Source organism: Streptomyces sp. UF-297 (assembly GCF_058245575.1).
In genome coordinates this window covers 24,436-36,943 of record NZ_JBSIBZ010000054.1, presented here as the reverse complement: position 1 = coordinate 36,943, position 12,508 = coordinate 24,436, and the positions used below count along the sequence as shown (strand labels likewise).

Sequence of the window (12,508 nt, the reverse complement as noted above, 5' to 3'; positions counted from 1 at the left end):
GGGGCGGCCCCCCTGGCCACGGTTCCCCCACAAGAGTCAGCCGCCCCGTTCCCGTGCCCCGTCAGCACATACGCGGCGCTGCCCGCTCCTCGCTCTCCTGAGGACTCAGCAGCGGCTCCACGTAATCAGGTGCCACTCCTGGCTCGGTGCGCACGATCTCGGTGTAGCGGCCGGTTTCGTCGCCCCACTGGTAGTGGCCGCTCATCCAGTCCTCGTAGATGTCCAGGACCTGGCGGACGTGGCCGCGCTGGTAGCAGGGGAGGCGGGAGGTGTCCAGGATGTGCTCCATGAGCTGGCGGCTGTGGACGTACCAGTCCATGCGCGCGCGGGTCATGTCCCGGGCGCGGACGGCGGCTTCGTTCAGGTCGCACCCCATGCCGGACTGGATCACCAGCACGAGGTTGTGCACGTCCTGGCGCGCGAGTTCCTTGCGCAGGGAGCGCAGGTCGTTCTGCCAGCTGATGACGTCGCACGCGGCGATCTCCAGGTCCTGGAACTCGCGCGAGTAGTAGAGCTCGGGCGGCACCTGGTGGTGGACGAGCGCCTCGGCGAGGTCGTAGACGATGTGCATGGCGCCGGAGTTGCGGCGGTGGGTGACGTACTCGCTGATGGTGGGGATCTGCTGACGGGCGCGTCGCTCGGCCTCGTCCTGGTAGGAGTTGAGGAAGTCGCGGGTGTGCCCGTACAGGCGCGCGGGCCAGGTCGGCGGCATCCCCGCGCAGGTGCGCTCCAGCAGGTCCGCCAGCGCGCGGGCGACCGGCGGGAGGCTGTCGGGGTCCTCGACCTCGCCGTCGAGCACCTCGCCGAAGGGCCCCATCGCCTCGTGCCAGCGCTTGGGGTCGCGGCCGAGCGGGCCTTCGTCCCCCTGGTCGTCGATCATGAACATCCAGGTCTTCCAGTCGGCGCCGAGCAGCAGCTCCTCCAGGCCGACCTGGGTGTAGACGTGGGCGGCCAGGTGCCCCGAGCCGAGCCGGTCGAAGCGGTCCAGCGCCGCGTCCGAGGTGAGCATCCCCATGCGTTTGGCCCACGCCAGGGTCGCCGCCTGGGCCTGGTCGCGGTGCGGATGTGCACGACGGAGAGTAAAGGGGACGCTGAGTTCTGGTACGGCGATGTCATCAGGGCCGGTCATGGTTGTCATGAGGATGCCTCGGTTTCTGTGCAGCGCGGGTGGCTTCGGAGCCCGGCACGATCACCATCCGCTGTTCGTCGCTCCGCGCCGTAGGAGTTGTGGGAGATCGCAGCGCCGGGCCCAAAAATCAGGTATGGGCGGGTGCTACTGGGTGTCCGGCCGCCGTGGCCGGCGTGGAAGTCCTGGTACGGGCGCCCCGTGGGAACGTTCACGCCGGGCCGGGCGCACCGCTCGGTATGCGGTCGCCGGGGCCGGCGGCGAGCGAGAGGGCGGGCCGCGCGGTCGGCGGGACCGCGCGGACGGCGGCCGGCGGCGCGGCAGAGGGCTCGGGAGCGGGTCCCGCCGCGGGCTTCGCACCGGCCGGCCCCAGGAGGGGCCGTGGGACGGCGAAGGGCTCGCGGTCCGGTGCCTCGAAGCGGGGTGCGGCCATCGTGGGGTCTCCATGGTTCAGGTGGTGCGGGCGGCGCGCTGGGCGCCGCGGCCGCTAGCGCGGCGTGCAGAGCATGGGCAGCGGGCCCGGGGTCAGGACGACCGCGGGAACGGGGCGTACGGGCTTGGTCGATACGGGCCGAAGGCGCCAGCGCGCGGTGACGGCGGCGATGGCGAGCACGGCTTCGGACATGGCGAAGGTGTCCCCGATGCACTTGCGGTTCCCGGCAGCGAAGGGCAACAGCGCGCCATTGGGGACCGCGGCGGCCCGCTCCGGAAGCCACCGGTCCGGGTCGAAGCGCTCGGGGTCGGGGAAGAACTCCGCGTCCCGGTGCAGGACGTAGGCGCTGTAGAGCACGATGCTGCCGGTCGGCAGGCGGCGCCCGGCCAGCTCCGTGTCGCTGGTGGTCGTACGGGCCAGCGCCCAGCCCGGCGGGTACATCCGCAGTGCTTCGGTGAACACCCGCCGGGTCAGGTCCAGGGCGGGCAGGTGCTCGACCCGGGGCGGTTTGCCGCCGAGGACGGCGTCGACCTCGGCGTGCAGCGCGCGCTCCACCTCGGGGTGGCTGCCGATGAGATGGAAGGTCCAGGACAGGGCGAGGGCGGCGGTCTCGATGCCGGCGACCAGGAAGGTCATGAGCTGGTCGTGGGCCTCCAGGTCGGTCAGCGGCTCGCCGGTGTCCTCGTCCCGGGCCTGGAGCAGCGTGGCCAGCAGGTCGTCGTACGCGGCAGGGGTGCGGCGGCGCTCGGCGATGATCTCGTCGATGATCGCGTGGAGCCGGGCCAGCGCCCGGTCGAAGCGGCGGTTGCCCGGCGTGGGGATCTTGTGGACCGCGCTCAGCGGCACCATGGCGCGGACGAAGACGCCGCGCATGATGATGCGCAGACAGTCGCGCACCTCCCCGGCGGTGCCCGGGTCCAGCGAGGTGGAGACCAGTGCGTGGAGGGTGACCCTGGAGGTGAGCGCCATCATGGCGTCGGTGACGTCCAGGGTGGCGCCGGCCTCCCACTGCGCGCACTCGGCGTCGATCTGGGCGCTCATCATGGCCCCGTAGTCGGCGATGCGGGCGGAGCGGAAGCAGGGCTGGGCGAGTCTGCGCTGGCGCCGGTGCACCTTCTGCGAGCAGGTGACCAGGCCGTTGCCCAGCACCGGCCGCATCTCGTCGTAGAGGGGACCGCCCTTGTCGTAGGTGTGGGGGTCCATCAGGACCCTGCGCACCAGCTCCTGGTCGCAGACCAGCCACACGCGCTTGGGGCCCAGCCGGATCTCCACCAGATCACCGTGCGGCGGCAGCGAGCACAGGAAGTCCAGTGGCTCGCGCAGCAGTTGGAGGGCGTGTCCGATTAAGGGCAGGCCGCCGGGCGCCATCGCCACGGTCCAGGCGCGATCGCGGGCAAGGGCATCGTTCGTCACCGAGGATCACCTAACTCAGGGGAAGTGTCGATTCTCCGCAGTCCTTACTCCCCATTTGGACTAACAGGGTCCTACCCCTCGCCATCCCACTGCCGTCCGGAAAGAGCCTGCTCACGGGGGCGTGTAAGAGCGGAAGCCCGCTCCCGGCGCTGTGTGCGCGCCGAAACGACCCGGGAAGCGTCCGGGCCCGGACGGCCCCGCGGCGGCGCGCCCCACGCCGCCCGCGACCGAAAACGCCGTTGCCGGGCCGGCGGCGACCGGCCTACCGTTGACCGCGTGACCAGATTTCATATCCGGTCATGTAGTCAACAAGGCCGGGAGGGCGGGGACATGGAGCGGGCCGAGCGGGGCGAGCGGATCCTGGACGCCGCGGGTGAGCTGCTGCTCGCCTGGGGCTACCGGCGGGTGACGATCGACGAGATCGCCCGGCGCGCGGCAGTCGGCAAGGGCACGGTCTATCTGCACTGGAAGACCAAGGACGCGCTGCTGCTCGCGGTGGTGCTGCGCGCCAAGTCCCAAGGGATGCGGCGCCAGTTGGAGCGCATGTGGGCCGATCCGCGCGACATCCTGCCCAGCCGGATGATGCGGGCCTCCTACCTGGAGGTCGTACGCGCCCCGGTGCTGCGCGCGCTCTACCTCGGCGACTCCGACGTGCTCGGGCGGCTGTGCGACATCGCCAAGAAGGAACTCGCCGAGCTGGTGGAGCACGGCTACGAGGCCCAGCGCCAGCAGCTGCACCTCCTGCGCGAACGGGGCCTGGTGCGCACCGACATGGAGGTGGCGCACCAGCAGTACATCTGCCTGGCCACGACCATGGGCTTTCTGATGAGCGAGGCGCTGCTGGCGGACCAGCAGCCGGACGGGGTGGAGGCGCGGGCCGACGCCCTGGGGTTCACCATCCGCGCCGCGCTGGAGACCTCCGAAGCACCCGGCCTGCGGCTGGTCGCCGCGGCCGCTCCCGAGATCATCGACATCTACGAGGACGTGGAGGAGCTGACCGGGCGGGAGTTGCAGCGCCAGCTGCGCCGGTAGCCGTCCGGCCGGTACCGACCGGCCTCGGCCGAAAAGGAGAGCACACCATGACGACTTCTCCCTCGACTTCGACTTCCACCCCCGCCGCTGCTCCGGCCCCCGGCACCCGGCTGTCCGCCAACGTCGGCCGCCACCCGGGCGAGATGAACGTGATGGAGCCGTCGCTGCTGGCCGACCCGGTCGCCGGGTACGGCGCGCTGCGCGAGCAGGGGCCGCTGGTGCGCGGCCGGTTCATCGACGACACCCCCGTGTGGTTCGTGACCCGCTTCGACGATGTCCGTACGGCGCTGCGCGACCCGCAGTTCGTGAACAGCCCGGCCTCGGTGCCCGGTTACGCCGACCCGGACCCGCGGCTGCGGACGGTGGAGATGCTCGGCTTCCCCCCGCATCTGACGCAGTACCTGCTCGGCTCCATCCTGGACAGTGACCCGCCCAAGCACACCCGGCTGCGCCGGCTGGTCTCCCGGGCCTTCACCGCACGCCGGATCCTGGCGCTGCGGCCGCGCGTCGAGCGGATCACCGCCGACCTGCTGGACGCGCTGCCCGGCCACGCCGACGAGAGCGGCGCCGTCGACCTGATCGAGCACTTCGCCTACCCGCTGCCCATCACGGTCATCTGCGACCTGGTCGGCATCCCCGAGGCCGACCGGCCGCTGTGGCGGCGCTGGAGCACCGATCTGGTCACGCTCACCCCGGACGCGCTCGGCACCTCGTTCCCGGAGGTGATCGCCTACATCCAGGAACTGGTCCGGCTGCGCCGCGCGGAGCCGGCCGACGACCTGCTGAGCGCGCTGATCCGGGCCCAGGACGAGGACGGCGGCAAGCTCAGCGACACCGAGCTGGTCACCATGGTCATCACGCTGGTCGTGGCCGGGCACGAGACCACCGCCCATCTGATCGGCAACGGCACCGCCGCGCTGCTGACCCACCCCGACCAGCTGGCCCTGCTCCGGGAGGACCCCGGCCTCTTCCCGCGCGCCGTCCACGAGTTGATGCGCTGGTGCGGGCCCGTGCAGCTGACGCAGCTGCGGTACGCCTCGAAGGACACCGAGCTGGGCGGGGTGCCCGTCAAGAAGGGGGAGGCGCTGCAGATCTCCCTGGTGGCGGCCAACTTCGACCCGCGCCACTACACCGACCCCCTGCGCCTGGACCTGACCCGTCACACCGAGGGGCAGGCGGAGGACCACGTCGGCTTCGGACACGGCATGCACTACTGTCTCGGCGCCACGCTCGCCCGGCAGGAGGGCGAGGTGGCCCTGGGCGCGCTGCTGGACCGCTACCCGGACCTGGCGCCGGCCGTCGCGCCGCACGAGCTGGAGCGGGTGCCGCTGCCGGGCAGCTGGCGGCTGGCCCGGCTGCCCCTGCGGCTGGGCACACCGGCCGCGTAGGTTCCCTCTCTCCCTGGTACGCCGGGTCACGGCCGTGGCCCGGCGTACGCCACCACTCCCGAAAGGCGCACCCCGCGATGGGCGACACGCTCGACTTCTGGAAGGCGGACCTGGATTCCGTCCCTCCACAGGTCTGGCGCCATCCCGGCCCGCGCGCCCTGATCCTCGCCGACAACCGCCTCACCGAACTCCCCGCCGCCATCGGCACGCTCGGCACTTTGCACACCCTCGACCTGGGCCACAACCTGCTGACCCGGCTCCCCGACACCCTCGGCGACCTGGCCGCCCTGACCCGCTACCTCTACCTGCACGACAACCGCCTGACCCAACTCCCCGACTCGCTGGGCCGCCTGGACCGGCTGGGCTATCTCGCCGTCGGCCAGAACCCGCTCGGCCGGCTCCCGGACGCCGTCGGCGCCATGTCCGCACTGGTCGAACTACGCGCCCAGGAGGCCGAGTTGTCGGACCTTCCCGCTGCGATCGGACGCCTGCCCCGGCTGCGCGAACTGTGGCTGCGCGGCAACCGGCTGACCACCCTCCCCGGCTCCCTGGCCGCCCTGCGCGCGCTGCGCGTCCTGGACCTGCGCGACAACCTGCTCACCGCCGTCCCGGACCCGCTGCGCGGCCTTCCCCTGCTGCGCCGGCTGGATCTGCGCGGCAATCGGATCTGTGACCTCCCTTACTGGGTGGCCGAGTTGCCGTCTCTGGAGAAGCTGGATCTGCGCTGGAACCGCGTCCCGGACGCGGCGGAGGCGGTACGGGCCCTGCGGGAGCGGGGATGCGTCGTGCACACGTGAAGCGGCCGTACAGGCTTGTGCCCGTCGTACGCACTTGAGCCCCTCGCGCACGCCCGATTCCCCCGCCCGTGCGACGGTCCCGGTGATTTCTGCGAGGCGGCCGCACGGCAGCGGCGGGCTCGTCTACGTTGCCGCCATGGTCACATCGCCCGCCCCTCCGCCGGAGGACACCTGGCGCGAGCGGCTGCGGGACTGGAGGAGGTCACTGTCCCGGCTGAACCGCGTGCAGCACTGGCTGTTCACCCGCGCCGCGTGGTGGGTACTGGCCTTCCTGGCCTTCTACGCCCTGGGCGGGCTGCTGCTGGGCTGGGCCACGGGGTACGAGGTGCTGCTGGGCATCACCTCGCCCGCCGCCACCGCCTACCCCCTCTACAGCGTGCTGCTCTCGCTGGTCGGCTGGCTGCTGGTGCCCGCGGTGGTGGGTGGCGGAGCGGGGTATCTGGTCAGCCGGCAGATCGACCGGCGCCGCCGCTTCGGCCAGGAGGAGCTGCTGCGGCGCATGCTGGAGCAGACCGCGGGGCCGGGCACCGCGCCCGCCGCGGGGAGCGATACGTGAGGACGCTCGCGGATCTGCACGCCCAAGGCGGTGAACCGGGCCGCTTCGCCCAGGAGTTCGTCCAGCGGGTGCACCGGGGGCACTGGGCGGTCGCCAAGGACCACTGGACATCGACGGTGCGGCATATCGCGGACAACCTCAAGGAGCTGGAGGACATGCCACCTGCCGCCGCGGCGCGCAGAGCCGAGGAGCTGGCGCTGCACCTCGCACTGGGGCTGGCGTCCCTGGGCAAGTGCTGGGCCTGCGCACAGGATCCGGCGCGGCTGTCGGCACCCGGAAGTACGGTGGGATCATGACGGAGCGGCGGCCCGCCGACCAGGTCATCGGGGACATGCTCGACTCGGTGTTCCCCGATGCCCCGCCGAACACCGTGCGCGACGCCGCGCGCTCGGTCATCGCCGTCGGCAGAGACCGCGTCCTGGATGCCGGCGGCGCCAGGGAGCTGCGCCTGCTGTTCGGACGGCTGTCCCCGGCCCGTCGGCGCGATGCCGCTCGCACCGCCCGGGCGAAGCCCACGTACGCCACCAGCGAGCCCACCCGGCTCCTGTGCGCCGGAGTCCATCTGGACGCGGGCTTCCGCCGCCGCGTCATCGAGGAGCTGGTCGAGCACGACGAACGCGCCGTCGCTCCTTCGCTGGGCTTCGACGCCGTCCCGGTGCTCGCGCACGCCCTGCTGGCCCGGCGCCATGAGCGGCTGACCGCACTGCTGATGCTGCCCGTGTGGGCGGCGTTCGCCTGGTGCGGCGGGTGGTGGGCCGCCGCGTACGCGATGGTGTCCGCCGCTCTGTGGGGTGCGCGCGCTTTCACCGGCCGGGGTACCAGTACCTACGCGACCGCCCGCTCCCCCGCGCCCGGCGTCCTCGGCGGCGCGCTGACCGCGGTGGCGCGCCTGATGGCGCTGGGCTACTGGGCGGTGAGCCTGTACGCCCTGATCCGGGTCACACAGGACGCCACCACGGTCAGCGCCGTGGCGGGCCCGCTGCTGCTGTGCGCCGCCGTGTGGGTCCACCGCAGCCGTACCGAAGCCGTCGCCAGGCACACCCTGGATCGGCACGCCTTCGCCACCTTCGACCAGCGTGCGCTGCTGCCCCGGCCCGAGCGGTACGAGCACATCCTGTCGGCGATCGAGCACGAACAGCACACGGACATGGTCGTGTACGACCCGTCGCGCGCCTTCGTCGGCCTGGGGCGGCCCTGCCGGCCGTACTCGCTGGCCCTTGGGGGCGGGCAGCCGCAGCCGGGAGGGACGGCCGGTCAGCTCACCGGCCGCGAGTTGCTGGACCGCGTCGAGCAGCGGCTGGCAGCGCTGCGTGCAGCGTCGCACAAGAGCCGGGACCAGCTGGGCGACCTGGAGTTCCAGGAGGTCACCTACCTGCCCGCCGGGCTGCCACGGCTGATCTCCTACGAACCGGGCGCCGAGCTCGTGCACGTACGCAACGTCGGGGGCGACGTCGGCGAGGTGCGCCGTCCCTTCCTGCGGATCAGGGTCGGCGCCTGGAACGAGCAGGTCGTGCTGACCGTCCTGGTACGGGCGGTCGGCCGGGGCGGCGCGCTCGCGCTGGAGGTGCTGCCGTTCGTCCTGGCGCCCCCGCGGCCGGAGTTCGCCGAGGTCGAGGTGATGGCAGCGCGCAGGAAGGGAGACACGGTACGGCGCGTCTTCCAGGCGCTGACCACGGGGCCGTCCGCCGCCTTCGCCACTGCGCTGGGCACCGCACGGAGTCTGACGTGCGCGCTGCGGCCGTATCTCGCCGCGCAGAGCAGGCGGCCGTCGGCGGCGCCCCTCGCGTCCGTGCGCGAACTGGGCAGCTCCGCCGCCCCGTCGTATCTCCAACAGCTGGATGTGCAGCGCTATTTGATGATGCTTCAGGCCGAGGTGCTGGGAGCGGCGCGTGACGCGCTGCGCGAGCGGGGGCAGGACACCGCGGTGGTCGAGCGGCTCGCCGTGGCCGTGCGGGACGGCGGGCTGTTCATCCCCGACGACGGCGACGTCCGCCCGGCGGGGACGAGCACCCCCTCGCCCCCGCGGAATCCCCTCAGGTGAGGTCGAACTCACCGTCCCTGGCACCACGGACGAAGGCGCGCCACTCGGTGGGATTGAAGATCACTGCGGGGACGTGCGGGCTGCGGCGGTTGCGCATGGCGATATAGCCCTCGACGAAGGCGATCTGGACATCTCCCACGCCCTGGCTGCCGGACTGCCACTGGGCGCCCGTCAGATCCAGTTCGGGGATCGGCCCGCCGGTGAGCCGCTGCTCGGTGATGCTCTCGGCCACGTCCCTGCTCCTCCCGGTACTTCCGGTTTGCCATCGGTGGCCAGCCTAGCCACCGCGCCCGGTGACGGACAGGCCACGTAGGGAGGACGGCGTTCCGCCCTTGCCGGATGGGGTGGAATCAGCCGGTGGGCGGTTCGGCGCCGACCAGCCACATGGAGAAGAACTGGGAGCCGCCGCCGTAGGCGTGCCCGAGTGCCCTGCGGGCGCCGGGGACTTGGTGGGCGCCGGCCCGTCCGCGTACCTGAAGTGCGGCCTCGGCGAAGCGGATCATGCCGGAGGCCCCGATGGGGTTGCTGGACAGGACGCCGCCGGAGGGGTTGACCGGCAGTGCGCCGCCCAGTTCGGTGGCACCGGACTCGGTGAGTTTCCAGCCCTCGCCCTCGTCGGCGAAGCCCAGGTTCTCCAGCCACATCGGCTCGTACCAGGAGAAGGGCACATACATCTCCAGCGCGTCGATCTCGCGGCGCGGGTCCGTGATGCCCGCCTGGCGGTAGACGTCGGCGGCGCAGTCCTTGCCCGCCTGGGGCGAGACGAAGTCCTTGCCCGCGAAGAGGGTGGGTTCGCTGCGCATCGCGCCGCCGTGCACCCAGGCGGGCGGGTGCGGTGAACGGGCCGCGCCCGCGCGGTCGGTGAGGACCATGGCGCAGGCCCCGTCGGAGGACGGGCAGGTCTCGGAGTAGCGGACCGGGTCCCACAGCATGGGCGAGGCCTGGACCTTCTCCAGGGTGAGGTCGTGCTCGTGGAGGTGGGCGTAGGGATTCTTCAGGGCGTTGCGGCGGTCCTTGTAGGCGACCAGCGAGCCGATGGTGTCGGGGGCGCCGGTGCGGCGCATGTACGCGCGGATGTGCGGGGCGAAGAAGCCCCCCGCGCCGGCCAGCAGCGGCTGCTGGAAGGGGACGGGCAGGGACAGGCCCCACATGGCGTTGGACTCGGACTGCTTCTCGAAGGCGAGGGTCAGGACCGTACGGTGGACGCCCGCGGCGATGAGGTTCGAGGCGACCAGGGCCGTGGAGCCGCCGACCGAGCCCGCGGTGTGCACCCGCAGCATCGGTTTGCCCACCGCGCCGAGCGCGTCGGCGAGGTAGAGCTCGGGCATCATCACGCCCTCGAAGAAGTCCGGGGCCTTGCCGATGACGACCGCGTCGATGTCCGGCCAGCTCAACCAGGCGTCGTCCAGGGCGCGCCCGGCCGCCTCGCGGACCAGTCCGGCGAGGGAGACATCGCGGCGGGCCGCGGCGTGCTTGGTCTGGCCGATGCCGACGACGGCCACGGGCTCCTTGGTCACGGGGCGTCTCCTTGGGGTCCTTCGAGCTGCGGTCCTTGGAGCCGCGGCTCGTCGCTCTGCGGTCCTTCGTGTTCCGGTCCTGCGCGTTCGGGTCCTTCGTGTTCCGGTCCTTCGCGCCGCGCCCCTTCGAGTACGGCGACCAGGTTGTGCTGCAGGCAGGGCCCCGAGGTCGCGTGGGCCAGGGCGCGGTCCGAGGCGCCGCGGTGGATGCGGGCGGCCGCCTCGCCGATACGGATGAGTCCCGCGGCCATCACCGGGTTGGCGGCCAGCGCACCGCCGGAGGGGTTGACGCACACGCCGTCCGCCAGGCCCAGCGCCTTGCGCAGCACGATCTCCTGGGAGGTGAAGGGCGCGTGCAACTCGGCGGTGTCCACGGGCCGTTCGAAGGCCCCGGCCCGCTCCGCGGCCAGCCGGGTGGAGGGGGAGTCGGTGAGGTCGCGTACGCCCAGCGCGTGGGCCTCGATGCGGTGGTCCATGCCGCGGATCCAGGCCGGGCGGTCGCACAGCTCCTGGGCCCTGGGCGCGGCGGCGAGGATCACCGCGGCCGCGCCGTCGCCGACGGGCGGGCAGTCGCCGGTGCGCAGCGGCTGCACCGCGTACTCCCCCTGCGGGCGCGCTCCGCGCAGCTGTGCATGGGGGTTGGCCTCGGCATCGGCGCGGCTGCGGGCGGCCACCGCGGCCAGCTCCCGCTCGTCCGTCGCGCCCGCGTCGATGAGCGCCTGGGCCTGGAGGGCGGCGAGCGCGATCGCGTCGGGCCACAGCGGGGCGAGGTAGTACGGATCGAGCTGCCGGGTGAGCACATCGCGCAGCGAGCCGGGCGAGGACTTGCCGTAGGCGTAGACCAGGGCCGTCTCGGCCTCTCCGGTGAGGATCTTCACCCAGGCCTCGTACAGGGCCCAGGCGCCGTCCATCTCGACATGGGACTCCGAGATCGGCGGCCAGGCTCCCACCCCGTCCAGTGCCATGGTGAAGGAGAAGGCCCGTCCGGCGAGGTAGTCGCTGGAGCCGGAGCAGGTGAAGTCGATGGCGCCCGCGGTCAGGCCGGTGCTGCCCAGCACGTCGTGCAACACCGGCATCAGCATCTCGACCTCGGACAGCTCGTCCGTGCGCCGCCGGTGGGCGCTCTGGGCGAAGGCGACGACGGCGACGTCCCGTCCGGGAGGGGCTGAGCGCGGCATCTAGAGCAGCTCCTTGTACGTGTCGTAGTCGGCGTCGGGCTCGCCGGTGGGCCGGTAGTGGTCGGGGTAGCGCCCGCCCTCGGTCCATACGGGCTCCACCCGCAGGCCCATCCGCACCTGGTCGTAGGGGATGCCGCCGATCCGGCCGTGCAGCGCGAGGTCGGCGCCGTCCAGGGCGATATGGCCGTAGACGTACGGGACTTCGATATCCAGGTTTCTGGCCTTGATGTTGACGATGCAGTAGGTGGTGACGGTGCCGCGCGGGCCGACCTCGACCTGTTCCGCGGTGGCCACGCCGCAGGTGGGGCAGGCACCGCGGGGCGGGACGTAGACCTTGCGGCAGGAGGGGCAGCGCTCGCCGATGGTGCGGTGGTCGGCCAGGGCGGTGAGGTAGCGGGTCTGGGCGCGGCCCGGCGCGTAGGTGTAGTCCAGGCGGGCCGGGGCGGTGATGTTGGTGACGGGTTCGGCGAACTGCCCGTCGTGCGGGCGGCCGCGGCCGCCGGACGGGCCCTGGTGGGGCTCGAAGCAGGCGATGTCGGTGATGGCGCCGGTGCGTTCGGCCGCCCAGCGGATACGGACCCGCATGCCGGTGCGTACGTCGTGCGGGCCGGGTGCGTCCAGGGCGTGCAGCAGTGCCGTGTCGGCGCCGTCGAGGGTGACCAGGACCCAGGCGAAGGGGGTGGTCAGCGGCTGGCCCGGACGGGGCGCGGGGTTCCAGGCCCAGGTGGTGACGGTGCCGGTGGACGCGACCTCGACCAGGTCGCGTACCTCTTCGGCGGTGACCGGGTCGTACTCGGTGGGCGGCACGACCACCCGGCCGTCGGTCGCCCGTACGCCGAGGACGGTGCGCTCGCGCAGGCCGGTGAGGAAGGCGCTCTGCACGGGGCCCAGCGAGCGGGTGAAGGGGAACTCCACCACCAGGGGGGCGCTGAGGACTTCGGACATCTGCGGGTCTCCTTGTCGGGCGCGCTCGTCGGCGGGGAGGGCGGTTCCGGGCGCGGTTCCGGGGCGCGGGGTACGGCGGGGC

General features: G+C 72.6%; 13 protein-coding genes. 6 read left to right on the top strand and 7 right to left on the bottom strand.

Annotated features, from left to right (window positions below):
• Positions 1–61: 61 nt before the first annotated feature.
• The 3 genes from AC4IJH_RS26870 to AC4IJH_RS26860 form a co-directional block, all read right to left on the bottom strand.
• Complete coding sequence (locus AC4IJH_RS26870; RefSeq protein ID WP_490854441.1) at positions 62–1,129, bottom strand: terpene synthase family protein; 1,068 nt, start codon at positions 1,127–1,129, stop codon at positions 62–64.
• 208 nt (positions 1,130–1,337) lie between these two features.
• Positions 1,338–1,559, bottom strand: coding sequence for a hypothetical protein (locus AC4IJH_RS26865; RefSeq protein ID WP_490854440.1), 222 nt, complete (start codon positions 1,557–1,559; stop codon positions 1,338–1,340).
• Between the two features lie 54 nt (positions 1,560–1,613).
• A complete protein-coding gene (locus AC4IJH_RS26860) occupies positions 1,614–2,972 on the bottom strand; it encodes a cytochrome P450 (RefSeq protein WP_490854439.1) in 1,359 nt (452 codons plus the stop codon).
• Between the two features lie 330 nt (positions 2,973–3,302).
• Here AC4IJH_RS26860 and AC4IJH_RS26855 point away from each other — a divergent pair, with 330 nt between their 5' ends.
• The 6 genes from AC4IJH_RS26855 to AC4IJH_RS26830 all read left to right on the top strand — a co-directional run bounded on the left by AC4IJH_RS26855 (position 3,303) and on the right by AC4IJH_RS26830 (position 8,786).
• Positions 3,303–4,004, top strand: coding sequence for a TetR/AcrR family transcriptional regulator (locus tag AC4IJH_RS26855; RefSeq protein WP_490854438.1), 702 nt, complete (start codon positions 3,303–3,305; stop codon positions 4,002–4,004).
• Between the two features lie 47 nt (positions 4,005–4,051).
• A complete protein-coding gene (locus AC4IJH_RS26850) occupies positions 4,052–5,392 on the top strand; it encodes a cytochrome P450 family protein (protein WP_490854437.1) in 1,341 nt (446 codons plus the stop codon).
• A gap of 77 nt (positions 5,393–5,469) precedes the next feature.
• Positions 5,470–6,189 carry a leucine-rich repeat domain-containing protein gene (locus AC4IJH_RS26845; RefSeq protein ID WP_490854436.1) on the top strand — a complete coding sequence of 240 codons (720 nt, stop codon included), beginning with the start codon at positions 5,470–5,472 and terminating at the stop codon, positions 6,187–6,189.
• 136 nt (positions 6,190–6,325) lie between these two features.
• Complete coding sequence (locus tag AC4IJH_RS26840; protein WP_490854435.1) at positions 6,326–6,745, top strand: DUF6313 family protein; 420 nt, start codon at positions 6,326–6,328, stop codon at positions 6,743–6,745.
• The gene (locus tag AC4IJH_RS26835; RefSeq protein WP_490854434.1) at positions 6,742–7,041 is read left to right on the top strand and encodes a DUF6313 family protein; all 300 of its coding nucleotides are present in this window, start codon (positions 6,742–6,744) and stop codon (positions 7,039–7,041) included. Before AC4IJH_RS26840 ends, AC4IJH_RS26835 begins: the two co-directional genes overlap by 4 nt.
• A complete protein-coding gene (locus AC4IJH_RS26830) occupies positions 7,038–8,786 on the top strand; it encodes an AbeC-like domain-containing protein (RefSeq protein ID WP_490854433.1) in 1,749 nt (582 codons plus the stop codon). The genes AC4IJH_RS26835 and AC4IJH_RS26830 overlap by 4 nt, the downstream gene beginning before the upstream one ends.
• Here AC4IJH_RS26830 and AC4IJH_RS26825 read toward each other — a convergent pair.
• The 4 genes from AC4IJH_RS26825 to AC4IJH_RS26810 all read right to left on the bottom strand — a co-directional run bounded on the left by AC4IJH_RS26825 (position 8,779) and on the right by AC4IJH_RS26810 (position 12,426).
• The gene (locus AC4IJH_RS26825) at positions 8,779–9,018 is read right to left on the bottom strand and encodes a DUF397 domain-containing protein (protein WP_490854432.1); all 240 of its coding nucleotides are present in this window, start codon (positions 9,016–9,018) and stop codon (positions 8,779–8,781) included. The two genes, AC4IJH_RS26830 and AC4IJH_RS26825, sit on opposite strands and share 8 nt — an antisense overlap.
• Before the next feature lie 118 nt (positions 9,019–9,136).
• Positions 9,137–10,303 (bottom strand): thiolase family protein, encoded by a 1,167-nt coding sequence (locus AC4IJH_RS26820; RefSeq protein WP_490854431.1) that lies wholly within the window; start codon positions 10,301–10,303, stop codon positions 9,137–9,139.
• Positions 10,300–11,481 carry a thiolase family protein gene (locus AC4IJH_RS26815; protein ID WP_490854430.1) on the bottom strand — a complete coding sequence of 394 codons (1,182 nt, stop codon included), beginning with the start codon at positions 11,479–11,481 and terminating at the stop codon, positions 10,300–10,302. The genes AC4IJH_RS26820 and AC4IJH_RS26815 overlap by 4 nt, the downstream gene beginning before the upstream one ends.
• Positions 11,482–12,426: a Zn-ribbon domain-containing OB-fold protein gene (locus tag AC4IJH_RS26810; RefSeq protein ID WP_490854429.1), complete on the bottom strand. Its 945-nt coding sequence runs from the start codon at positions 12,424–12,426 to the stop codon at positions 11,482–11,484.
• Positions 12,427–12,508: the final 82 nt, after the last annotated feature.